General features: G+C 42.7%; 20 protein-coding genes. 10 read left to right on the top strand and 10 right to left on the bottom strand.

Features of this window, described 5'->3' with window-relative positions:
- The first annotated feature begins 78 nt into the window (after positions 1-78).
- Positions 79-489 carry an alternative ribosome rescue aminoacyl-tRNA hydrolase ArfB gene (arfB, locus tag ACSX1H_RS10210; RefSeq protein WP_439183768.1) on the top strand — a complete coding sequence of 137 codons (411 nt, stop codon included), beginning with the start codon at positions 79-81 and terminating at the stop codon, positions 487-489.
- A 39-nt stretch (positions 490-528) separates the two neighbouring features.
- Positions 529-996 (top strand): hypothetical protein, encoded by a 468-nt coding sequence (locus tag ACSX1H_RS10205; protein ID WP_439183767.1) that lies wholly within the window; start codon positions 529-531, stop codon positions 994-996.
- 7 nt (positions 997-1,003) lie between these two features.
- Here ACSX1H_RS10205 and ACSX1H_RS10200 read toward each other — a convergent pair whose 3' ends face one another.
- From ACSX1H_RS10200 to ACSX1H_RS10190, 3 genes are all read right to left on the bottom strand, one after another.
- Complete coding sequence (locus tag ACSX1H_RS10200; RefSeq protein ID WP_439183766.1) at positions 1,004-1,591, bottom strand: RNA polymerase sigma-70 factor; 588 nt, start codon at positions 1,589-1,591, stop codon at positions 1,004-1,006.
- Positions 1,592-1,755: 164 nt separating this feature from the next.
- Positions 1,756-3,210, bottom strand: coding sequence for a decarboxylating NADP(+)-dependent phosphogluconate dehydrogenase (gene gnd, locus ACSX1H_RS10195; protein WP_439183765.1), 1,455 nt, complete (start codon positions 3,208-3,210; stop codon positions 1,756-1,758).
- 316 nt (positions 3,211-3,526) lie between these two features.
- The gene (locus ACSX1H_RS10190) at positions 3,527-4,636 is read right to left on the bottom strand and encodes a glycosyltransferase family 4 protein (RefSeq protein ID WP_439183764.1); all 1,110 of its coding nucleotides are present in this window, start codon (positions 4,634-4,636) and stop codon (positions 3,527-3,529) included.
- Between the two features lie 163 nt (positions 4,637-4,799).
- Between ACSX1H_RS10190 and ACSX1H_RS10185 the strand changes: the two genes are divergently transcribed.
- Positions 4,800-5,864 (top strand): NUDIX domain-containing protein, encoded by a 1,065-nt coding sequence (locus ACSX1H_RS10185; RefSeq protein WP_439183763.1) that lies wholly within the window; start codon positions 4,800-4,802, stop codon positions 5,862-5,864.
- 82 nt (positions 5,865-5,946) lie between these two features.
- On the top strand, positions 5,947-7,308 hold the full coding sequence (locus ACSX1H_RS10180) for an MFS transporter (protein ID WP_439183762.1): 1,362 nt from the start codon (positions 5,947-5,949) through the stop codon (positions 7,306-7,308).
- 59 nt (positions 7,309-7,367) lie between these two features.
- Here the strand turns inward: ACSX1H_RS10180 and ACSX1H_RS10175 are convergent, their stop codons facing one another.
- Positions 7,368-8,030 (bottom strand): Crp/Fnr family transcriptional regulator, encoded by a 663-nt coding sequence (locus tag ACSX1H_RS10175; protein ID WP_439183761.1) that lies wholly within the window; start codon positions 8,028-8,030, stop codon positions 7,368-7,370.
- Positions 8,031-8,296: 266 nt separating this feature from the next.
- On the opposite strand from ACSX1H_RS10175, the gene ACSX1H_RS10170 reads away from it, so the two are divergent.
- A complete protein-coding gene (locus ACSX1H_RS10170) occupies positions 8,297-8,932 on the top strand; it encodes a MarC family protein (RefSeq protein WP_439183760.1) in 636 nt (211 codons plus the stop codon).
- Positions 8,933-9,290: 358 nt separating this feature from the next.
- Here the strand turns inward: ACSX1H_RS10170 and mazG are convergent, their stop codons facing one another.
- Positions 9,291-10,076, bottom strand: a complete 786-nt coding sequence (mazG, locus tag ACSX1H_RS10165) for a nucleoside triphosphate pyrophosphohydrolase (RefSeq protein ID WP_439183759.1) — start codon at positions 10,074-10,076, stop codon at positions 9,291-9,293.
- 148 nt (positions 10,077-10,224) lie between these two features.
- Here mazG and ACSX1H_RS10160 point away from each other — a divergent pair, with 148 nt between their 5' ends.
- The gene (locus ACSX1H_RS10160) at positions 10,225-11,157 is read left to right on the top strand and encodes a PhoH family protein (RefSeq protein WP_439183758.1); all 933 of its coding nucleotides are present in this window, start codon (positions 10,225-10,227) and stop codon (positions 11,155-11,157) included.
- Between the two features lie 82 nt (positions 11,158-11,239).
- Entirely contained in the window at positions 11,240-12,190 is a 951-nt protein-coding gene (locus ACSX1H_RS10155) for a phosphoribosylaminoimidazolesuccinocarboxamide synthase (protein WP_439183757.1), read from the top strand.
- 128 nt (positions 12,191-12,318) lie between these two features.
- Here the strand turns inward: ACSX1H_RS10155 and ACSX1H_RS10150 are convergent, their stop codons facing one another.
- The gene (locus tag ACSX1H_RS10150) at positions 12,319-12,903 is read right to left on the bottom strand and encodes a hypothetical protein (protein ID WP_439183756.1); all 585 of its coding nucleotides are present in this window, start codon (positions 12,901-12,903) and stop codon (positions 12,319-12,321) included.
- A gap of 237 nt (positions 12,904-13,140) precedes the next feature.
- Complete coding sequence (locus tag ACSX1H_RS10145; RefSeq protein ID WP_439183755.1) at positions 13,141-15,306, bottom strand: S9 family peptidase; 2,166 nt, start codon at positions 15,304-15,306, stop codon at positions 13,141-13,143.
- Positions 15,307-15,754: 448 nt separating this feature from the next.
- Here ACSX1H_RS10145 and pflB point away from each other — a divergent pair, with 448 nt between their 5' ends.
- The 3 genes from pflB to ACSX1H_RS10130 all read left to right on the top strand — a co-directional run bounded on the left by pflB (position 15,755) and on the right by ACSX1H_RS10130 (position 19,617).
- On the top strand, positions 15,755-17,986 hold the full coding sequence (pflB, locus tag ACSX1H_RS10140) for a formate C-acetyltransferase (RefSeq protein WP_439183754.1): 2,232 nt from the start codon (positions 15,755-15,757) through the stop codon (positions 17,984-17,986).
- A gap of 86 nt (positions 17,987-18,072) precedes the next feature.
- Positions 18,073-18,798, top strand: coding sequence for a pyruvate formate-lyase-activating protein (pflA, locus tag ACSX1H_RS10135; RefSeq protein ID WP_439183753.1), 726 nt, complete (start codon positions 18,073-18,075; stop codon positions 18,796-18,798).
- A 36-nt stretch (positions 18,799-18,834) separates the two neighbouring features.
- Positions 18,835-19,617, top strand: a complete 783-nt coding sequence (locus ACSX1H_RS10130) for a formate/nitrite transporter family protein (RefSeq protein ID WP_439183752.1) — start codon at positions 18,835-18,837, stop codon at positions 19,615-19,617.
- A 67-nt stretch (positions 19,618-19,684) separates the two neighbouring features.
- On the opposite strand, the gene mnmL is transcribed toward ACSX1H_RS10130, so the two are convergent.
- From mnmL to ACSX1H_RS10115, 3 genes are all read right to left on the bottom strand, one after another.
- A complete protein-coding gene (gene mnmL, locus ACSX1H_RS10125) occupies positions 19,685-20,623 on the bottom strand; it encodes a tRNA modification radical SAM protein MnmL/YtqA (protein ID WP_439183751.1) in 939 nt (312 codons plus the stop codon).
- A gap of 121 nt (positions 20,624-20,744) precedes the next feature.
- Positions 20,745-21,830, bottom strand: coding sequence for a lactonase family protein (locus tag ACSX1H_RS10120; RefSeq protein ID WP_439183750.1), 1,086 nt, complete (start codon positions 21,828-21,830; stop codon positions 20,745-20,747).
- A gap of 106 nt (positions 21,831-21,936) precedes the next feature.
- Entirely contained in the window at positions 21,937-23,079 is a 1,143-nt protein-coding gene (locus ACSX1H_RS10115) for a hypothetical protein (RefSeq protein ID WP_439183749.1), read from the bottom strand.
- Positions 23,080-23,200: the final 121 nt, after the last annotated feature.

Below are 23,200 nucleotides of genomic sequence, written 5' to 3'. Positions count from 1 at the left end.
GGATAAATAAAAATAAAGTAACTACAAATTACTGTAATCAAAAATCAATTTAAATACCTTTACTCAATAATTTGTCACATGCGTCCAATTAATAACAGAAACTTTATACCCGAACTGGACTTCCAATCAGCCAAAAGCAGTGGCCCCGGTGGTCAGCACGTTAATAAATCAAACACGAAAGTTATTTTACGATTTAACATCGAACACTCCCAGCTGCTTAGTTTAACTGAAAAAAAGCGACTTATTGAAAAGCTGAGCTCAAAACTCACTTCAGACAACGAATTGATTATCACCAATCAGGAGAGTCGTTCACAAATAAGAAACAAAGAAGCGGCCATCGAGCAGTTTTACATGCTCCTGTCAAAAGCTTTAGCACCGGTAAAAAAGCGCTTTAAAACCAAGCCAACACGAGCATCTGTTGAAAAGCGTTTGAGTAATAAAAAAAATCAAGCCTTAAAAAAAGCCAGCCGACGCCTTAAAGGCATCTGATAATTAGCTACTTTTGCAACAAATTATAAAGACAACACAATGAAAGAAATTTCCTTAGGACAAGGCCTTGATACTATTATATTTGGCTTATCGCGCCCTGAAGTTTTAGAACTTTTGGGAGAGCCAACAGAAGTAGAGCCGATGGATGGCGATGATGAATCGGGTGCGATGGAAGCCTGGCACTACGACAATCACCATTTATCATTGTCGTTTGAAGAAGACTGTAACTGGCGCTTAACCTCCATCACCACAGCATCTCCAGAAGTACTATTCGAGGGCATTGACCTGATTGGCCTTAGCCAGGGTGAAGTGATGGAGCAAATGGAAGTGTTTAACTTAGGTGATTTTGAACTCGAAGACCTATCGACAGAGGTGGTCCCTAACCAGAGCTTAGCCTCTAATTCGGATTTCAGCCTAAACCTGTTTTTCGACCATGATGTGCTAACAGAAATTCAGTGGGGCCCGTATTGGGATGATGAAACAGAAATGCCTCTCTGGCCCGAATAAGCACTAATTAGTGCAAGATATTATAAAGAACAAGTGTAATGGGTAAAAACTCTTGAAGTTCCTTTCGGGCAACTTTTAGGGCTTTTCCCATTTGATTTTCAACTGTTTTTTCAGCAACGCCCAGCTCCTGGGCAATTTCCTTGTAGCTTCGCCCCTCGAATCGACTGAGAACAAATACATTACGGCATTGAGGTGTCATTTTATCAATAGCAGCATGCAAGCGCTCCATTATTTCTGCCTCCAGCAAGCGCTCTGCACTTTTATCCTTCAAGGCTTCGTAGTTTAGGCTCATCACACTCACCTGTCCGACATACCGGTCGGCCACCTTCAAGTGACGCAGGTAATTCAGACAATTATTACGTACCGATTTAAATAAATATGCATTGAGAACGGTACCCTCCTTTATGCCATTACGCCTTTCCCACAGCCCCAGAAAGGCTTCCTGCACCAGATTAGCCGCCATATCAGCATCAATCACATATTCTTTGGCATAACTCACCAATGCCGGTTGCAATTCAGTAAAAATCATTTTATACCACTCTTCATCTCCCTTACGCAAACGAACGAGCATCGCCTTATCAATTGTGATTGACATATCTATTCTCCCCAATGACATTTCTTATGCAATAATAAAAAAAATAAGGTATTGAAAGGATGATAAAACTTATCAATTTACGAATCCATTCTACAAGGGGCAAAAAAAACCGCCCAATCAAGCATTTGACTGGGCGGTTTTATCTCAATTTCTTATATCAGGACCTAAACATTATAGGTTGTACTCGCTGTATCGCCTCCTCTACCAGTCCAGTTGGTGTGAAAAAACTCGCCACGAGGCTTATCAATACGTTCATAAGTGTGTGCTCCAAAATAATCGCGCTGAGCCTGCAACAGGTTGGCAGGTAATTGAGCTGAACGATACCCATCGTAGTAACTCAGTGCAGTCGCAAAAGCCGGTGTGGGAATTCCATTCATTACCGCCGTTGCCACCACCTGACGCCAGCCCTTTTGGGCCTTATCAATAGCTGCCTTAAAATAAGGATCGAGCAACAAGTTGGTTAGTCCCGGTGCCTTATCAAATGCATCCTTGATCTTACTTAGGAAGGCGGAACGAATTATACAGCCACCCCGCCACATTAACGCGATACCCCCGTAGTTTAACTTCCACCCATACTCGTCGGCCGCAGCCTGCATCAGTGCGTATCCCTGGGCATACGATACAATTTTTGAAGCATATAAAGCATCCTTAATGGCGGCAATAAACGCTGTTTTATCACCTTCGAAAACAGGTTTTGGTCCGGTTAATATGGTTGATGCCTCTACCCGCTCATCTTTAATGGCTGACAAGCAACGCGAGAACACCGCTTCGCCAATTAAAGTTAAAGGAACGCCTAAATCCAGCGCGGTAATACCGGTCCATTTGCCCGTTCCTTTCTGGCCTGCTTTATCCAGTATTTTTTCAACCAATGGCTCTCCATCTTCATCTTTAAAAGCCATGATATCGCGAGTAATCTCAATCAGGTAAGAATCCAGTTCCTGCTCATTCCACTCTTTAAATACTTCATGCATTTCATCAGCCGACAAGCCCAACAAATCCTTCATAATGTGATAGGCCTCCGTAATTAACTGCATGTCGCCATATTCAATGCCATTATGCACCATTTTTACAAAATGGCCGGCACCATCCTCTCCAACCCAATCGCAACAAGGCGAGCCATCTTCAACTTTGGCTGCTATGGACTGAAAAACAGGTTTAACAGATGCCCAGGCCGCCTTTGAGCCACCAGGCATAATCGATGGTCCCAACAGAGCCCCTTCTTCTCCACCCGAAACACCAGCGCCGATGTAATACACACCTTTGCTTTCTACGTATTGAACTCGTCGGTTGGTATCGGGATAATGGGTATTTCCTCCATCGATAATAATATCACCGGGTTCCAGCAACGGCAACAATGCATCAATCGTTGCATCAACGGCCGCTCCTGCTTTAATCATCATCATCACCTTTCTGGGGCGTTCAATGGAGTTCACCAATTCTTCCAGCGAGTAGGTACCAACAATACTTTTTCCCTTTCCTCTGCCATTTATAAAGCTATCCACCTTTTCAGTTGAACGGTTGTAAACGGCCACGTTGTAGCCTTTACTTGCCATGTTTAGCACCAGGTTTTCTCCCATCACGGCTAAGCCAATCAGGCCTATATCTGATAATGTTTTCATGTGTTTATGTTTTCAATCTATTGCCTTTACTAGTACCGCCTTGGCGGCTTAGAACTTACCGATTATAACTGCAGTTTAATGTTTTGCGACCGGCTTGCTTCATTAACTTTTTAACCCTGAAATTTATGAATTTTGCTTTACATCTCAATAACTCCAAACGCTATTCAGTAGCAAGGGCCTTATCCATAAATATCAGACTATATAACAGCAATCTAAAGCCAGATGTTTACACCAATAAACGCCATACAACTTATCAGCCTGATAAACAGTGGGCCCTTTTAAAAAAAAGCGCCCAACCAGTAAGCAAAGAGAAGTATTATCTCACTTTTTTTATACTGCGCAATCGGCGTATAAAATGTCGGCGTTTGTAGGCCAGTACTATGGATGGCACGTAGGCCACTGTAAACCCTAATGAAAGTACGAATATACTTAATTTGAGCATGCCCCAATTACGCAATAGAAAAGCGATAATAACAAATGCGATATTGACAGCCCCAATGATTAAACTAATCTGTAAATGCGTTAAACCTAAAGCCAGCATTCGGTGGTGAATGTGATTCTTATCGGCCATAAATGGCGAATTTCCCTTAGCCACCCTCAACATAAAAACGCGCATCGTATCCACGATTGGGACAATCAAAATAGCGATTGCCACTGCCGGTGCACTGTTCATGGTATGCAACAGTTTATACTGGTTATCAGGACGATTAAACTCGCTAAAATGGACTGCCACCACTGCCACCAAAAAGCCCAACACAAGAGAACCGGTATCGCCCATAAATATTTTCTGCCGTTTCGAAAAAATATTATAGTAGGCAAACGCCAGAAGCCCGCCCACTAGAGCAGCAGCCAGCGTAGGAATGTGGTATTCCTCATTAACGAAGTACCATACAGAAAAGGATATCATGGTAATAATGCCAGTGATAGCAGCTAACCCATCAATCCCATCAATCAGGTTAAAACCGTTGATGATAAACACCATTCCAACAATGGTTAAAACGGTTCCCCAGAAAGGGTCAGGATGCAATCCGAAAAAACCATGAAAATCGGTAATTTGCAGGCCTCCCAAACCAACAACAATAAGCACAGAAATAAGCTGTCCTGCCAATTTTACCATGGGTGCGGTCACTAGTATATCATCCTTAATACCAATGCCAAAGATGATGAGCAAAGCCGGAATCAGGAACGGTATCTCAATAAACTTAAACCAGTCGACAAACAGCGAATAGGTAAACAAGAAGCCGATAAATACGGCTAACCCGCCAAGTGTTGGAATACGCATGCGATGTACACTCCGCCGGTTGGGTTCATCAAATAAATTTTTAGAATGGGCCACCCTCAAAATGGTTGGTATTGACAAGAATACCATCATAAATGAGATGAAGGAAGCAAATGGAATCAGTAACTGAATTGTATAACCGTTCATAAGTAATGTTTCTCCAGAATCAGTAGGCAAAAGTAATAAAAAGGATTGGAGCAAGGTCTAAAAACATTAAATATCGAGCACTATAGCACCACCAGGAGACGATAAAAAACAAGCTTGTAATTAATTAGGTGTTTCTTATCTTCGCAGCTCAAGCGAAGCATTTATGAGTAAATTACAACTGCTAAAACAGCTACTACCGGGCTTTTTGCCAATCATTGTTTTTATTGTTGTTGATGAAATTTGGGGAACCATCTACGGGCTGATTGTAGCCATTTCAATTGGGTTGATCGAGCTCATTATTGAATACATCAGAAACCAAAAAATAGAACGCTTTATTCTATTTGATGTAGGTTTGATTATCGCGCTGGGATTAACTTCTATCGCATTAAACAACGACTTGTTTTTTATGCTCAAGCCAGGCATCATCAGCCTCATCATGACAGGATTAATTGGGTTTTCGATTTTTTCGAAGCATAACCTGATGCTACAGATGAGTCAACGCTATTTAAAACACATCAACATGAACCCCTACCAGATATGGCTTATGCAGCAAAGCATGAAACGATTATTCTGGCTCCTTTTGGTTTATTCTCTGGCTACCATCGCGTCGTCTTTTTTAGAAAACACAGCCATCTGGAAGTTTTTAGGCAGTGCCGGCTTATTCGTGGTGATGGGTATTTTTCTGGCATGGGAATGGTGGTCTAAAAAAAGACAGAATCAACAACTCAAAAACGAAGAGTGGCTCCCTCTGGTGGATGATGCAGGACGCATTATCGGCTCAGCGCCCCGCAGCCATGTGCACAACCATTCGTTCCTGCTTCACCCGGTAGTTCACCTTCATGTAGTGAATGATAAGGGCCAAATTCTGTTACAAAAACGCCCCATAAACAAGCTGATTCAGGCGGGTAAATGGGATACTGCTGTAGGCGGCCATGTGGCATCGGGCGAAAGTATTGAGCTGGCTCTCCAACGCGAAACACACGAAGAAATAGGCCTGCAGCAGTTTAATGCTCAAGCCATTAAACAATACATCTGGACAAGTGAAGTTGAGAAAGAGCTGGTTTTTGTTTTCAAAACTCAGCATAAAGGTCCATTTCAGATTGATACAAACGAAGTTGATGAAGTCCGTTTTTGGTCGGTTGACGAAATAAACAGCCAACTAAGGAAAGGCATCTTCACTCCCAACTTCGAATACGAGTTTGAGCATTTCAAAACCATGCTGATCTAACTTCGCTATCAAAAATCAGACAATAAGATAGCGGAATTAGCTATTTTGCCAACTAATTCAAAACCAATACTAGATAAAACCAATGGATACAATAAAAAAAGCACTGAACGAGTCACCTGCCATGCGCTGGGGCGTTCTTCTTCTGGTTGGCTTTGTTCTCTCAGTCAATTATTACTTTTACGATGCCTTTTCAACTTTAAAAGACCTGCTTAGAGCCGAATTTGATTTTACCAATAAAGACTACGGCTTATTCGTGTCTTTTTACTCCGTGCCCAACACCTTTCTTTTAATGGCAGTTATTGGCGGGGTTATTCTCGACAAGCTGGGAATCAGACGAACCGGCTTTTCTTTTGTATTTTTCATGGCCCTGGGCGCAGTTCTAACGGCCTATGGCGCATCCGATTATTACGGCAATGACGGCTTTGGCTACCAGTTGATGGGTGCCTTCCTCCCGAACTACTCCCCCGAATTAAAAATGATGCTGATCGGTCGCTTCTTTTTTGGCTTGGGAGCGGAAACCAGCATCGTGGTTGTCAGCAAAATTTTGGTCAAATGGTTTAAAGGTAAAGATTTAGCCCTGGCCTTTGGCCTAAAAGTTGCTTTTGGACGCCTGGGAACTTTTGCCGCCCTAAATATTTCTCCGGCTGTAGCAAAAGACGGTGCCAATCTGACCGGAGCCATCTGGCTGGCAGCTATTTTAGTTTGCACAGGCCTGCTGGTGTTTATCATCTACACCCTGCTCGATGCTAAACTGGACAATCAATTACAGGCAGAGACTAAGAAAAGCGTGCCCACCAAATCGTTCGAAATCAGTGACCTTACCAACCTGTTGGGCAACAGAGCCTATCTCTATATTGCTTTATTGTGTGTTACCTTTTACTCCGCTGTATTTCCATTTCTGGCCTACGCACCCGACTTTTTTGCCGATAAATTTGGTTTAACATCTGTCGATAGTGGCAAACTCACCTCGCTACTGCCTCTGGGAACTATGTTTTTCACCCCGCTGTTTGGATGGCTCATCGACCGCAAAGGAAAGAGTGCCACCGCCATGATTTTTGGCGCTTCCACTCTTCTGACTGTGCACCTTATTTTTGCCCTGACCTACTTTCCACCACAGGCTCCAATTATCTTTTTAGGAATCGCATTTTCATTAGTGCCTGCCGCCATGTGGCCAAGCATGGTGAGACTAGTTGATGACAGCCAAATTGGCACGGCATATGGACTTATGTATTCGATACAAAATTTGGGCCTTTGGGGATTCCCCATCATTGCCGGAAGCATTCTTGATGCCACCAATCCAGGCAACCCGGAAGTAGCAGATTATACCGCCACCATTTTAATGTTTGCAGCCGTCAGCCTGCTGGGCTTAATCTTTGCTCTTCTCCTTAAATACGAAGACAAAAAGAAAGGTTTTGGTATTGAACTACCGTTGAATAGAAAATAGCATTAAAAAAGGATGGTGCACAAGCATCATCCTTTTTTTATCTAAAGGCTTGTAATCGCTTATGATAGCATTATAATTCTTTCCAGCTTTTCTTTATTGGCAATAATCAATTCGCGACGATCAAATCGAATGATATCATCATTTTTAAACTCTGTAATTAAGCGACTAACCGACTCTTTTGATGTGCCAATCCACCGGGCCATATCTAACCTTGAGATAACAAGGGGAATGGCTTCATCGGACGACGTTTTAAATGAATCGTGAAGTTTTAGCAGTAAGTTAGCCAAACGACCACGCACCGTTCGCTGCGACAATTCAACAAGCGAATTGTATGAATTCTTCAACTCGTCGCATGTTTTCTTGATGAGTAAATCTGCTAATTCTTTGTTTTGAGTGATGGTCCGCCTAAAGGCATCTCCGGGAATCACACACACTTCACTGTCCGTCAAACTTTCGCAAGCGGTTACTTCGGGCTCATCGCCCAGTAAGGAATGAAAACCAAATAAATCACCTTCTTTCACCAGGCGCACAATCTGTTGCTCCCCCTTAGAGCCTATGCGATAAATCTTTAGCAGTCCGCTGTTTACAAAATAGGCATGTTTCATTTTTGTATCCTGCTCATAAACAACCTCTCCACTTTTATAATACGAGCACTGCTTGATGGCCTGGCTCCATAACTCTTCATCGGCCTGAAGATGTTTTATAATACTATTTAATGGCATATCGACTCTATAAATAAAAGATGAGAGCAACATACAAATTTCTTTTCAGATACGCTGCGTTCGCAATAATTTTTTCAGTTATATCATCCCAAGCCGGGCCAATCTCATCTTCTTTGCGTTGAGGCAAAGACACACCATTCATAGAAACACAAGAACACAATCTCCTTAGGCGCCCCACCCTTCAACGCCTTCTCTAATGACAAAAATCACCCCCGGTATGCAGCTATATATTAACATCGACATATACATTTGCGAAAAATACAAGAATGAGTGAACTAATCCCTTTCGGCATTTTAGCGTTTACATCCTTTTTTACCTTGATCAACCCATTGGGAGTGATGCCCATATTTATGACCATGAGTGCCGACCTCACGGCAAAAGACAGAGCCCAAACGGCCAGAAAAGCATCGCTGGTAGGCTTCATTATTATTGTATCGTTTGCTCTATCCGGCCAGTTACTGTTTAAGTTTTTTGGCATTTCGGTTAATAGCTTCCGAATTGTTGGAGGTGTTATCTTTTTTATCATGGGCATGGATATGCTGCAGGCCCGCCTGACCAAAGTAAAGATTAAAGACTCAGAAGTAAAAAAGTATGTCAACGACATATCAATCACCCCCATGGCCATTCCGATGATAGCTGGCCCGGGGGCAATAACCAACGCAATTGTTTTGATGGAAGATGCCAACGGATTGGCCGGTGCTTGCGTGTTGGTGTTTGCTTTGGCTGTAGTAACACTCCTCACCTACTTTATACTCTTGAGCTCCAGTAAAATAATAAAAGCGCTGGGCGAAACCGGTAATAACGTGCTGATGCGACTTATGGGACTAATTGTAATGGTAATTGCCGTGGAGTTCTTTTTCAGTGGCCTTAAGCCCATTCTGGTCGACATTTTACACCAATAAAAAACCCCTGCAGTAAGGTTATACTGCAGAGGTAAAAGGATGTTGAATAGTGTTGGGTGTTTTATGAAACCGTCCGTTTCGGGTTCATTGAGTGTTTAATGAATTGTGAATTCAATATGGTTTACTCAAACAAACCCCATCATGTTATTTAGTTTTGATAAACAGTAAATTAAATGTGACTAACGATAGTTTTTATTTGATTAAAATATTTTTTCTGTGGATTAAATTTATACTTAAACATTCTTCCTATATAAGCACACAGCCAACCATCATTTTTTTGCCACCACTAAAGACTGTTAATAAAATCCTGTCAAAACCAGGATGTTTGCACAAAGTCGGGTGCAAAGACACGAGAACACTAAAGTTTCTTTGCTTCTTCCCATAGTTCATCCATCTCAGCCAAACTCATCGTTTTCAAATCCCTGCCCACTTTTATTGTTTTCTCCTCAAGGTAGTTAAAGCGTTTGATAAACTTACGGTTCGTTCTCTCCAGCGCATTTTCCGGATTAACGCCATACAAACGGGCAGCATTGATGACAGAAAACAACAAATCGCCAAATTCAGCCTCCATCTTATCCGCATCATGCGCCTCAATTTCTGCCTTCAACTCCTCCAGCTCCTCTTTTACTTTATCCCAAACCTGTTCTTTGTGTTCCCAGTCAAATCCAACACCTCGTGCCTTATCCTGAATACGATTGGCTTTAACCATGGCGGGTAAGGACATTGGCACACCTTCGAGCACCGATTTGTTCCCCCCTTTCTCTTTGAGCTTTAATTGCTCCCAGTTTTCTTCGACTGTTTTGGCATCGTTGGCTTCAACATCACCAAATATATGCGGATGACGATAGATTAATTTTTCATTTAACGACTGAACAACATGCTTCAAGGTAAAATCGTTGGTTTCGGAGGCTATTTTTGAGTAAAAGACAATGTGCAACAAGAGGTCACCCAGCTCCTTTTTAATTGATGCCGGGTCATTCTTTATGATGGCATCGGCCAATTCATAGGTCTCTTCGATGGTTAGCGTACGCAACGATTCATTGGTCTGCTCCTTGTCCCAGGGACATTTCGCACGCAGCTCGTCCATTATCTCCAATAACTCCCTAAACACAATTAAAGTTGACTCGTGTTGATGTTTCCCCATAATACGCGGATAAAAAATTTAATAATTTAAGTGCAAAAGGGGCCTGTTTTTTATCAACCAGACGCAACGAATAGCGTTTTTGGCACCCCACAAATGCAAAAAATATTGTTACTTTGCAAAATACAAAATTAAGGATTTAAACCACTTTATGATAGAAAAGTTAATCTACCTCGAATCAGTTGATTTAGTGGAATTTTTAGGCGTTAAAAACGCCAAACTTGAGCTTATCAAAAATCGCTTTCCTAAATTAAACATTGTTGCGCGAGGCAACTGGCTAAAAGCGATTGGCGATGCCGAAGAGGTGGCTGATTTCGAAGAAAAAGTGAACTTACTGCTTAAACACTACAACAACTATAATGTTTTATCCGAAAAATCGCTAAACGAAATACTGCTTGGCGACCGCCTGACTGAGGCAAGCAGCGACAGCGATATTATTCTTTTCAGCACCAGTGGCAAACCCATTAAAGCTCGCACCGAAAATCAGGAAATACTGGTGAAAAGCTTTAAAAACAACGATTTACTATTTGCCGTTGGTCCTGCCGGCTCTGGAAAAACATATGTGGCGATAGCATTAGCGGTTGCTGCCCTCAAAAGCCGTCAGGTCAGGCGCATCATTTTAAGCCGTCCGGCAGTTGAAGCGGGGGAAAAATTAGGTTTTCTGCCAGGCGATATGAAAGAGAAAATCGATCCCTACCTACAACCTCTTTACGATGCACTGCAGGATATGATCCCTTCTGCCAAGTTAAAAGAGTTTATGGAGAACGGAACCATCCAGATTGCTCCTTTGGCCTTTATGCGCGGACGAACCCTTAACAATGCCTGTGTCATACTGGATGAAGCACAAAACACCACCAATAATCAAATGAAAATGTTCCTGACCCGTATGGGTGAATATGCCAAGTTCATTGTTACGGGTGATGTGACACAGATTGACCTGCCCAACAAACAGCAGTCGGGATTAGTGCAGGCCATGCGCATACTAAAAGGAATAGAAAGTGTTAAGCGAGTGAACTTTACAGTTAAAGATATTGTTCGACATAAATTAGTTCAGGATATTGTTGAAGCATACGATAAAGAGTAAAAACAGGTAATAATTAAGGAAACAACCCAACAGGTACAGAAACATAACTAAAGGAAACAAATATTGATATAAACTAATAATTATGAGTAAAGCGATTGTTAAAACGGATTACAATTTTCCGGGACAAAAAAGCGTATACAAAGGAAAAGTACGCGACGTTTATAACATCAATGACGATTACCTGGTGATGGTTGTATCAGACCGCATCTCAGCCTTTGATGTGGTGCTACCTAAAGGAATTCCGTACAAAGGACAAGTTCTGAACCAGATTGCCGCCAAATTTCTGGATGCAACAGCAGACATTGTTCCCAACTGGAAAATTGCCACACCCGATCCTAACGTGACCGTTGGTCATATGTGCGAAACCTATCCTGTTGAAATGATTGTGCGCGGTTACCTGACCGGCAGCTCATGGCGTTTATACAAAGAGGGTGGTCGCGACATTTGCGGGGTACCCATTCCGGATGGCATGAAAGAACACCAGGCTTTCCCGGAACCTATTCTAACACCAACCACCAAAGCTGAACTTGGTGCTCATGATGAAAACATTACACGCGAAGAAATCATCAAGCAAGGTTTGGTAAGCGAAGAGGAATATAAAGAACTGGAGCGCATTTCATTAGAACTATTTAAGCGAGGCAGCGAAATGGCTAAAGAAATGGGATTAATTCTGGTTGATACAAAATATGAGTTTGGCAAGAAAGATGGCCAAATCTACCTCATCGATGAGATTCACACACCTGATTCTTCACGCTATTTTTATGCTGATGGCTACCAGGAACGCTTCGATAAAGGAGAAAACCAAAAACAGCTGTCTAAAGAATTTGTGCGCGAATGGCTGATGGAAAATGATTTCCAGGGCCGTGAAGGTGATACTCTGCCAGAAATGACCGATGAGTTTGTTAATGAAGTATCGGATCGTTACATTGAGCTTTACGAAAGCATCACCGGCGATAAGTTTGAAAAAGCAGATGTTTCGCAGGTAGTTGATCGCGTTGAAAAGAACGTGACTGAATACTTAAAGTCGCTCTAAAAGCATCGATTATAAAAGTTGAGGGGAGCATTTTGCTCCCCTTTTTTATGAAGATTCCTTTTTCATTTTTACACCAACAGACTTCGCACGATGTGTGTTTTTATACACTTCCCTTGCTCAACGAGACTTTAAAAGGACAACGAAATATTAAAAACACGATAATGACCATCGGCGTGAGGCAGATAGCAGTGTCCGTCTTTGTAATAAAAGCGCCTTCCATCGACCACCCTCACATCACAGTGGCGAGGCAAATGCGAAACTGTTTGAAAATGAATATCCACCAATTGGTAGCCACAACCCGAATGGTAAGCATAAAAATGACCATCGCAGTAGTAGTAGGCTTCATCGCCAAAGTACACCCTGGTGTAATGGCGCGAAGGCAAACAGCTTAAATATCTTACTTCAGAATGCTTGTAGACAGGGTAATGACGACGGTGTTCATGATGCTGATTATGGCGGTGATAATGCTCTCGATCATACTTTCTGTGGTTTTTAGCATGATAGTGAGAAGTTTTATGCCCGTAGTCATCGTGATAATAAGTACGACTGTCGCGCTCACGAACAACTTCGTGCCGATGTTCTTTCGAAGCCTTCCACTTCTTATTTCCTTTATGCCCTTTGCTGTGGCGACTATTTCCCTGGGCACTCACTGGTTCACTCATCACTGACATCAGGAAAAAAGCTATTGCTGCTGGTATATATAATCGTTTCATGACTTTTGTATTTAAGGTTCAACAATCATTCAGGCCCGAATATCTTATATGTTACCCAAATCAAAACAAACCCTATGCCAAAAGCTTAACACTTGTTAACAGACCTACTACTTAAGCCATATAAAAGGTAGCATGCCAAGTCTTTATAAGTGCATATTTTTTTCAGTACAGCCAACCAAATGCAACAAAAAACCCGCCGATTATTAACCGACGGGTTCGCTCTTGCTAAAACTATGCTTATTGGCCGATGCCTTCCAGCATCATCATAAAGGCATACTCCAAAGCTGTTTCACGGTAGCGTTTAAAACGACCGGAAGCTCCACCATGCCCTGCCTCCATATTGGTATGCATCAACAGAATATTATCATCCGTTTTTAGTGCCCTTAGTTTGGCACACCATTTAGCCGGTTCCCAATACTGCACCTGCGAATCAAATAAACCGGTGGTGATTAGCATATGTGGATAGGCTTTTGCCTCCACATTATCATAGGGCGAGTAGCTAAGCATGTAATCATAATACGCCTTCTCCTTTGGATTACCCCACTCATCAAACTCATTGGTTGTTAAAGGGATGGTTTCATCCAACATGGTTGATACCACATCAACAAAAGGAACGGCAGCAATCATGCCATTGTACAGTTCGGGGGCCATATTAGCAACTGCCCCCATTAATAAACCACCAGCACTGCCTCCCATCGCATACAGATGGTCTGATGAAGTGTAGTGGTTGTCAATTAAAAACCTACTACAGTCGATATAATCGTTGAAAGTGTTTATTTTATTAAGCATCTTGCCATCATCGTACCATTGTCGTCCCATGGCCTGACTCCCGCGAATATGCGCCACTACAAAAATAAATCCCCTATCGAGCAAACTTAAGCGGGTAGAGCTAAACCACGGATCCATCGTCGCCCCATAAGAGCCATAAGCGTATAAAAGCAAAGGTGCTTTACCGTTCTTCTTCACACCTTTTTTATACACCACAGACATTGGCACTCTGACACCATCGCGCGCCGTTGCCCACAGGCGCTCTGTTTGGTAATTATCAGGGTTGTGTCCTCCCACCACTTCCTGCACCTTTTTCACTTCCTTCTGCCTGGTATTCATATCATAATCGATAGTTGAAGCAGGCGTGGTCATTGAGCTGTAGCCAAATCGCAACAAATCAGTATCAAATTCTGGATTTGTTGAAATATAGGCCACATACACCTCTTCGCCAAAATCGATATAATGTTCTTCTTTTGTTACCTGATTAATAATGCGCAAATGCGGTAAAGCATCTTTCCGCTCACTTACTACCAGGTGTTCTTTGAATACTTCCATCCCGTCGAGCAATACATCCTCCCGGTGAGGAATCACCTCTTTCCAATTGCTTAATTCGGTCGCATCAACGGAGGTTTCCATTAAGCGAAAATTTGTCGCCTCCCAATTGGTTAGAATGAACCACTTATCCTGAAAATGTTCAATCATATACTCGTGCTTATCTCCCCTTGGTGTAAAACTCATAAAGTTTCCTTCTGGATTATTGGCATCCAGAATGTGGTAGTCACTCACCAGTGTTGAGCCTTCCCCTATCACAATGTATTGATCCGATTTAGTTTTACTAACCCCAATATAAAATGACGGGTCCGTCTCATGGAAAACCAGCACATCATTGGATACAGGTGTTCCCAACTTATGTCGCCATATCTTTTCGCCCAACAGCGATACTTTATTCTTAGTGGTATAAAAATAGGTGCTGTTATCATTGGCCCAGGCGCCCCCCGCCTGAGCATTGGTGAGCTCATCGGGCAGCACCTCTCCGGTTTCCAGGTTTTTAAAGCGAATTGTATAAATGCGGCGGCTCACATAGTCTTCAGCAAAAGCCAGCAACTTATTGTCCTTACTCACGCTGAGACTGCCCAAGGCATAAAAAGCCTGATTTTTCGCCCTTTCGTTTTCATCAAAAAAGACTTCTTCGGGTGCTTCCATCGTGCCTTTTCGACGGCAATGGATTCGGTACTCTTTCCCATCTTCATACTTTGAATAATACCAATAGCCATTTGAATAGTAAGGAACCGACTCATCATCTTTTTTTATCCGGCCAACAATTTCATCAAATAGCTGCTCCTGCAATGGTTCTGTTTTTTTCATAACAGCATCGGTGTAGGCATTTTCAGCATTTAGGTAGTCGATAACCTCCTGCGTCTGCGCATCGGGCGTTTCGGCATTCTTTTGTTCATCGGTCAGGCGCATCCAAAAATAAGGATCGGTGCGGGTGTGTCCATGAACTGTAAGCAGCGAATCCTTTTTCATAGCCACAGGTGCATCAGGTAATTCATCGGGTATTAAAGCTGATTTTTTTGTATTTGTAGTACACGCCACCAGTAAGATGGCACTTAAAAAATAAATAAGTCTATTCATTGTTTATTGTTTTGGTTATAACAGCATTAAAGTTATTGATTAAGACTATTAAAAACATAATCAAACCTTATTTTTTTCTACAACTACACAATAACCCCATCCATTTAAGTAAGGTTTTACCTGTTTAAATGTTAAAAAGATATAAATCTTTCAGCTACTCTTTTTTTCTCCGGAAACAAGTCTGAGACAATTTTGAAAACTAAACATTTTGCTTCTTAAAAATTACAATCTTGAATCTTGTTTGTAATCTGCACATTACAAATTTTATTCGAATATTGCATGTTCATATTCTAATACAAACCCATTGTACTTCCTCTAAATTAAGACCAAAAACTCTCCTTTATCCCTAATAATGAGGATTGCACAGTTAATTAAAAGAACGTTTCTTTGTCGTCTCAATGATGAATTAACGCACAAATAATAATACGTACAGGTTAACAGGTAAATTATGAGTAAAATTAATGAAGCGTTTGTAAAAGGAGAATGGAACGAACGAGTAAACGTTAGAGATTTTGTTCAGAAAAACATCACCCCTTATGAAGGAGATGCTTCCTTCCTATGCGGCCCAACCGAGAGAACAAAAAAACTTTGGGACATTTGTTTGGAAGCCATTCAGGAAGAAAGAGCAAACAACGGCGTTCGTGGGATTGATACCGAAACCGTATCTACAATTGTTTCTCATGAGGCCGGATACATTCAAAAAGACCTTGAACTAATTGTTGGTTTACAAACCGATGAGCTTTTGAAACGTGCGATGAAACCATACGGTGGTATTGCCGTTGTAGAAAAAGCATGTTCAGAGCAAGGCCTGGAAGTATCGGACCGTGTTAAAGACATCTTCCGTAATTATGCCAAAACTCATAATGATGGCGTATTTGATGTTTACACTGATGAAATTCGTAAGTACCGCTCTTTAGGTTTCTTAACTGGTTTACCCGATAATTATGCACGTGGACGCATTATTGGTGACTACCGCCGCTTGGCCTTATATGGTATTGATCGCCTGGTAGCTGCCAAAAAAGCCGACTTAGCTGGTTTAGTAGGTCCAATGAGCGATGAAAAAATTCGCTTGCGCGAAGAAGTAGCAGAGCAAATTAAGGCTTTACAGCAAATTAAAGAACTGGGTAATAAGTACGGTTTAGACCTCTCGCGTCCGGCTGAATCGGCACAAGAAGCTGTACAGTGGGTTTACATGGCCTACCTTTCTGCGGTAAAAGAGCAAGATGGCGCTGCCATGTCACTGGGTAACGTTTCATCCTTCCTGGATATTTACATGGAGTATGACTTGGCCAATGGCAACATCACCGAAGAGTTAGCTCAGGAATTTATCGACCAGTTTGTAATGAAACTGCGTGTTGTACGTCATTTAAGGATGAACGCGTATAACGAAATTTTTGCCGGTGACCCCACTTGGGTAACTGAGGCAATTGGCGGACGCTTAATGGATGGTCGTCATAAAATTACAAAAACCTCATTCCGCTTCTTACAAACGCTCTATAACTTAGGTCCTTCGCCAGAACCAAACATGACGGTTCTATGGTCGCAAAGCCTGCCTGAAAGCTTTAAGGCTTTCTGTGCGCAAGTGTCGATCGATACATCATCAATTCAATACGAAAATGATGATTTGATGACTGAAACACGTAAGTCGGACGACTACGGTATTGCCTGCTGTGTATCTTTCCAGGAAATTGGAAAACACATTCAGTTTTTCGGAGCCCGCACCAACCTGGCTAAAACCTTGCTGTTAGCCATTAACGGTGGCCGTTGCGAGATGAGTGGAAAAACCATTGTAGAAGGCATTCCTGCATTGAAAAGCGATGTGCTTGACTTTGATGAAGTGATGGCCAACTACAAATTAGCAATGAAAGACGTAGCACGCGTGTACAACGAGTCGATGAACATCATCCACTACATGCACGATAAGTACTACTACGAAAAAGCCCAAATGGCTTTTGTAGATACCAACCCAAAAGTGAACCTGGCTTATGGTATGGCTGGTTTATCAATTGTGGCTGACTCATTATCTGCTATCAAGCATGCCAAGGTTACCGTTGTACGTAACGAAGAAGGTCTGTCAACCGATTTTAAAATTGAAGGGGAGTTCCCTTGTTATGGTAACGATGATGATCGGGTAGATAACTTAGCGGTAGACATCTCAAACCATTTCAACCATTTGCTATGCGGATTGGCTACCTATAAGAATGCAGAGCCAACCATGTCTATCTTAACCATTACTTCGAATGTTGTTTATGGGTTAAAAACAGGGGCTACACCTGACGGACGTGCACATGGCGTACCATTCGCACCAGGAGCGAACCCAATGCACGGACGTGATAAAAACGGTGCCATTGCTTCATTAAATTCGGTAGCTAAACTAGACTATAAAAATGCCTTGGATGGTATTTCAAACACATTCAGCATCATTCCAAAATCATTGGGTGCCGATGCTGAAACACGCAGAGAGAACCTGGTAACCATGATGGATGCCTACTTCTCAAAAGAAGCTCACCACCTGAACGTAAACGTTCTGAACCGTGAACTTTTAGAAGATGCCATGGAGAATCCGGGAGAATACCCACAGTTAACCATTCGCGTATCGGGTTACGCCGTGAACTTTGTTCGCCTGACCCGTGAGCAGCAGCTGGAGGTTATCTCACGCAGTTTCCACAGTAATATGTAAAAACACAAATACAGGCTGAAGTAATTGGGCAGAAGAAGGATAACTTTCTTCTGCCTTCTGCCTTCTGGCTCTTAACTTTGAAAACTATGTTACGAGTACATTCATTTGAATCATTAGGCACATATGACGGCCCGGGCATCCGCCTGGTTGTCTTTTTACAGGGGTGTAACTTTAAATGCCTGTATTGCGCCAATGCCGATACCATTGAACTGAAAGGTGGAACAGAAACATCTGTTGATGAGATTGTTGGCATGGCAAAAAATCAAAAACCTTTTTTCGGTAAAAAAGGCGGACTAACCTTCTCAGGAGGAGAACCTTTGGTACAGGCCAAGCAACTGCTGCCAGTGGTGAAAGCCTTAAAAGAGGAAGGTTTTCATGTGTGCATCGACACAAACGGAGGCATCCTGAATGAGGACGTTAAAGCCGTGTTGGAGTATGTTGACATTGTTCTGCTGGATATCAAACACATCAATGCCGCGCAGCATCAGCTCTTAACTGGCAAAAGCAATGAGAAAACATTGGCTTTTGTTGATTACCTGCGTGCAAATAACAAGCCTGTTTGGCTACGTTACGTATTGGTACCTGGCTACAGCGATAATCCGGAGCATTTGCACCAACTGGGAGAACATTTCAAGGATTTTACCAATATTGAGAAGCTCGAAATCCAACCCTACCACGAGCTGGGTGCTCACAAATATGAACACCTGGGCTGGGAGTATCAATTAAAAGGCGTTAAAGCCAATACCCCTGAACAATTGGACGCAGCCTACAACATCCTGACCAAGTACTTTAAAGAGGTAGTCATTAACTAATCCATACGTTAATATTCAACGCTTAAATCTATTCAAATGAACTATTATTCTGCGAAAGAAATTGTAGCGCAGGTAAACGAAGTGGCCAAAGGGAAAGCTAACACAAGCGTGTCAAAAACATTTGTTCTGGCTCTGCTGGCAGGTGGTTACATAGCCATGGGCGGACTATTGGCGGTTGTTATCGGGGGCGGACTTCCAGGCTTAAGTGCCTCTAACCCGGGCATACAAAAACTCCTTTTTGGGGCGGTCTTCCCACTGGGACTCATTTTATGCGCCATAGCGGGAGCCGACCTGTTTACAGGCAATACGGCCTATTTCATTCCTGGCCTTCTGTCGGGCAACACACAGGCAAAAACCATCCTGAAAAACTGGGGCATTGTATACGCTGGTAATTTTGTTGGATCCCTGATTGTTGCATTTCTTTTTGCCTATTATACCGGCCTTTTCGCCGACGACCCATGGCACTCAAGTGCAGTAGCCATTGGTGAATACAAAACTTCGGCACCCTTTCTAAAGGCACTCGTTAAAGGGATTGCCTGTAACTGGATGGTGGCGCTGGCCATGTGGCTGGCCTATGCTGCCAAGGATTTATCAGGTAAAATTTTAGGCATTTGGTTTCCTATTATGGCCTTTGTTGCCATGGGCTTTGAGCACAGCGTAGCCAACATGTTTTTTATCCCAACAGCAATTTTTTATGGTGCTGACGTTAGCTGGACCTCATTCCTGATTGACAACCTGCTGCCGGTTACAATTGGTAACATTATTGGCGGCGCCATGTTTGTGGGAGCAGCCTACTGGTTTATCTATGAGAAAAAATAATATTTGAGGCTTAACTTTCTAATGCAGAACGGGCATCTCCAAATGGGATGCCCGTTCATTTTTGTGCTTATCCGTTATATCTTTTCCCTTGCCAACTATCTCTTTCGGCGAGGCGCTTCTCTACTTTGGTGACAAACTCAAAATTTTTCAGTCCCCATTTGGGAGCAATCAGCAAATCGTGCGGCGCCTGACTAATGAACCGCTCCATTACAATACGTGGGTCCATCAGCTCCAAAAAATCAACCACTAACTCAATAAAATCTTCCGCGGTATACAGGTTGAAATAATCTGGTGACGCATCGTATAGTTTGGCAAAAGCACTGCCTTTAACAATTTGCAGCTGATGCAACTTCAGAAAGTTAATCGGCAATTGACTCACCTCACTGGCGTGCTGCAAAAGCTGCGCCCTATCCTCTCCCGGTAATCCTAAAATCAAATGCAGACCAACCGGTATGCCTACTGCAGCAATGCGCTGAGCGGCATCAACAGTTTCGGCATAGTTGTGCCCACGGTTTATTTGCTGCAAAGTTGCATCAGACGTTGATTCGGCCCCCAGCTCAATGGCAATGTAGTAGTCCTTTTGCCACTCTTTTAGGTGCAACAGTAAATCATCCGAAATACAGTCGGGTCGTGTTCCCAGCACAATACCTGTTACTTGCGGATGATTCAAGGCCTGTTGGTATTGCTCCAGCAGGTAAGCTGTTTCTCCGTATGTATTACTGTAGGCCTGAAAATAGGCCAGATAGCGTTGTGTCTTGTATTTTGGCCGAAAGAAGGACGTGCCCTTCTCAATCTGTTCAACAATGCTCAACTCAGGGCCACAGTACGATGGATTAAAGGTACTGTTATTACAAAACGCACAGCCCCCTTTACCTTTAGAGCCATCCCTGTTCGGACAGGTAAAACCGGCATTTACCGATACTTTCTGTACCCGTTCGCCAAAAGTTCGTTTTATGTATGAACTATAGTCGTTATATCGCTTGTTTTGCCCCCAGTCGTATTGCATCACCTCTTTCTTTTGGGCGACAAAGATACAGATAATAAGTCAATGAAAGATTGAAAAAACAAAGAGGAAAACCTGGTTACTATTACACCGTTCTCCCCTTTCCCAGCCCATAGACTTCGGCCTATTCAAACAGGACACAAACTGGCGTATCAGCGCTAATATCGCTCACATGAGTCAACAGGCCAGACTGCCTGTTGCGCTGAAAAGCTACCAGGTTATCGGAACGTTGATTGGCCACTACCACAAATTTATCATCGGCAGTGAGGGCGAAATTACGTGGCCAGTCGCCTCTTACGTCTTCATGGCCTGCCAGCTCTAGCTGCTCTCCCATCACCTCAAAGATGGCCAATGAGTTATGCCCTCTGTTCGAAGCATAAACAAATCGTCCATCGTTGGTCACATGGATATCTGCACAATAGCTTTCACCTGAATACCCGGCGGGTAGAGTAGAAACCGTTGAACGCACCTGCCATCCATCAACAGTTTTAGCCACCACTGTAACGGTACTGTTCAGTTCGTTTACCACATACATTAGCTCTTTTCCAGGATGCATGGCCAGATGTCGCGGACCGGCACCGTTTGCCAGCTTCAAACTATCCGATTTTTGAAGCTCGCTACCATTCAGGCGATAAAAAATCAATTGGTCGATCCCCAAATCGACGGCCACCGCCTGCTGTTCATCTATAAACCAGGTCGAGTGAGCATGTGGTCTGGTCTGGCGTTCACTCCCTCCTTTTCCGTAATGCTGAGCCAGAGATAGCAGCGGACTCAAGTTCCCCTCGGCATCTGCCTGAACGTATCCAATGTTTCCGCCTGAATAGTTGGCCATTAACACATCTCCATGGGAGTTGGCCGTTACGTGGCAAGGATGCGCCCCGCCCGACTTAGAGCTGGATACTTTTTTGAGTCCATCAGCCTCAATCCTATAACTTTCGACCGTGCCCGTTCCATCAATGCTCACCTCATTAACGGCAATCAGTAGTTGTTGCTGATTGGCAAAACACAAATAGGACGGGTTCGTAGTTTTGGCAGCCAGCTGAATCGAATCGAAAGTACCATCACTATTTAATATTCCCTTGTAAATTCCTTCACTTTCCTTTTCAGTATAAGTTCCCAAATAAAACGGGTAGGTAGGGGTGTCAGTTTTTGTTGAACACGCCACCAGCGCAAGTCCAATAGTCATCAGCAGCAATAGATTTTTTTTCATGGCAAAAATTTTACTTTTAGTTCCCACATGAAACACTCACATAAATCTTAATCAGTCAACTGGAATTAAAATTCCTGCATTCGTTTCATATTTATAATCAATAACCTTACTCTTGCTTGTTAGTGGAATGATGTGACTTAAACCGGGCTTTTGCCAATAAATAGCCCAGTGTAAATGGCAATCCAAAGATAACGGCTACCAAAATTACTACCACAATCACAATCAGCCAGGATATGTTTTGGATAAAACGAATAAGGTTATCGGTTGTTTCCTCAATCAGCACTTTCCCGGAAGATTGCAAATCATCGCGCAACAACACGCGCTGTTCATTCAGATACTTTTGCAAATGCTCGCGCTCCTTCGACAATTCAGTAATACTCCTATGCATACCGCTGTTAAAATCGTAAACAACAGGTGCCAGTTCTTCCCGCAAACGAACAGCAATCACACCCATCATTTCGGGCGACTCCTGAGCGACAATGGCTAAACGATTAAGCATAAGCGAGAGGGAATCAATACGAGCCAGGTAAGGCTCAGTCAGGCTATCATTACCCAAAGTCAATAACAACAACTCCTTTTCCCATGCCAGCTGAGATTGAATCTGTTCATTGTACACACTCATGCGCTCCGTAAAATCATTCATTACCTCTGCTCCTGTTCCAATGGTGCTGGTGTATAAAGAATCAGGAATACCAAGGTGCTCAATCAATTTCAGACGAGTATCTATTTTATTAAACTGCCAATCAGTAATTTCCGTTGGCATGGGATACTGTTCAACAAAGGTTCTTAACTGTTTAAAGTGTCCCTCATCGTTACTCCTTTCTGCTAAATACTCAATCTCATCACACAAATTAGCTGCGCAGTTCTGAGCAATCGGAGCTAACTCTCCAAATACGTTTTCCCCTTCGGCCTGCAGGTAAGCTTCCATCTGACGGGCTAAGAGCCAGGTATCCAAAAGGGCAATTTCAGCATCTGTTTGGAAAGCCGTTCGTGTACAGGCAGCTGTGGCAGCGCCCTTCCACCTGATGGCCTGAGCTTTTACATCGGGATCGTTGCTTAGGTTAGCAATAGAATCGGCCGCCTGAATAACCTCACCACTAAATGTTTTATAATACGAGCGCACCGCTAAACGCGTATTTAGTTCCTGCTTAGGCAAGGAATCAGTACCAAATTTAGGTTGAAATTTGATAAGCGAACAACTGCTAAAACTAACTATCAGCAGACTTATTAAGATAAATTTATATTTCATTACTCATCTTTTATTGTTGATTGTTGCAATATATAAAGGTAAATATTTAGTTGATTCAATGCATAAACAGCTTATCATGATGTTTGTTAGTCTATTAATAGTCAGGTTTTATTATTTTGGC

It is taken from the genome of Carboxylicivirga taeanensis (genome assembly GCF_051851475.1).
GTDB lineage: Bacteria > Bacteroidota > Bacteroidia > Bacteroidales > Marinilabiliaceae > Carboxylicivirga > Carboxylicivirga taeanensis.
Note: the sequence above shows the minus strand (reverse complement) of the source record. Positions and strands in the feature narration are given on the sequence as shown.

What these genes read in the sequence shown, in the direction of transcription:
- ACSX1H_RS10190 (WP_439183764.1), bottom strand. Translation starts at nt 4,636, where the DNA reads ATGAACGGTTATACAATTCAGTTACTGATTCCATTTGCTTCCTTCATC.
- ACSX1H_RS10170 (WP_439183760.1), top strand. Translation starts at nt 8,297, where the DNA reads ATGAGTGAACTAATCCCTTTCGGCATTTTAGCGTTTACATCCTTTTTT.
- ACSX1H_RS10200 (WP_439183766.1), bottom strand. Translation starts at nt 1,591, where the DNA reads ATGTCAATCACAATTGATAAGGCGATGCTCGTTCGTTTGCGTAAGGGA.
- ACSX1H_RS10205 (WP_439183767.1), top strand. Translation starts at nt 529, where the DNA reads ATGAAAGAAATTTCCTTAGGACAAGGCCTTGATACTATTATATTTGGC.
- ACSX1H_RS10145 (WP_439183755.1), bottom strand. Translation starts at nt 15,306, where the DNA reads ATGAATAGACTTATTTATTTTTTAAGTGCCATCTTACTGGTGGCGTGT.
- gnd (WP_439183765.1), bottom strand. Translation starts at nt 3,210, where the DNA reads ATGAAAACATTATCAGATATAGGCCTGATTGGCTTAGCCGTGATGGGA.
- ACSX1H_RS10115 (WP_439183749.1), bottom strand. Translation starts at nt 23,079, where the DNA reads ATGAAATATAAATTTATCTTAATAAGTCTGCTGATAGTTAGTTTTAGC.
- pflB (WP_439183754.1), top strand. Translation starts at nt 15,755, where the DNA reads ATGAGTAAAATTAATGAAGCGTTTGTAAAAGGAGAATGGAACGAACGA.
- mnmL (WP_439183751.1), bottom strand. Translation starts at nt 20,623, where the DNA reads ATGCAATACGACTGGGGGCAAAACAAGCGATATAACGACTATAGTTCA.
- ACSX1H_RS10160 (WP_439183758.1), top strand. Translation starts at nt 10,225, where the DNA reads ATGATAGAAAAGTTAATCTACCTCGAATCAGTTGATTTAGTGGAATTT.
- ACSX1H_RS10180 (WP_439183762.1), top strand. Translation starts at nt 5,947, where the DNA reads ATGGATACAATAAAAAAAGCACTGAACGAGTCACCTGCCATGCGCTGG.
- mazG (WP_439183759.1), bottom strand. Translation starts at nt 10,076, where the DNA reads ATGGGGAAACATCAACACGAGTCAACTTTAATTGTGTTTAGGGAGTTA.
- pflA (WP_439183753.1), top strand. Translation starts at nt 18,073, where the DNA reads ATGTTACGAGTACATTCATTTGAATCATTAGGCACATATGACGGCCCG.
- ACSX1H_RS10130 (WP_439183752.1), top strand. Translation starts at nt 18,835, where the DNA reads ATGAACTATTATTCTGCGAAAGAAATTGTAGCGCAGGTAAACGAAGTG.
- ACSX1H_RS10150 (WP_439183756.1), bottom strand. Translation starts at nt 12,903, where the DNA reads ATGAAACGATTATATATACCAGCAGCAATAGCTTTTTTCCTGATGTCA.
- ACSX1H_RS10175 (WP_439183761.1), bottom strand. Translation starts at nt 8,030, where the DNA reads ATGCCATTAAATAGTATTATAAAACATCTTCAGGCCGATGAAGAGTTA.
- arfB (WP_439183768.1), top strand. Translation starts at nt 79, where the DNA reads ATGCGTCCAATTAATAACAGAAACTTTATACCCGAACTGGACTTCCAA.
- ACSX1H_RS10155 (WP_439183757.1), top strand. Translation starts at nt 11,240, where the DNA reads ATGAGTAAAGCGATTGTTAAAACGGATTACAATTTTCCGGGACAAAAA.
- ACSX1H_RS10120 (WP_439183750.1), bottom strand. Translation starts at nt 21,830, where the DNA reads ATGAAAAAAAATCTATTGCTGCTGATGACTATTGGACTTGCGCTGGTG.
- ACSX1H_RS10185 (WP_439183763.1), top strand. Translation starts at nt 4,800, where the DNA reads ATGAGTAAATTACAACTGCTAAAACAGCTACTACCGGGCTTTTTGCCA.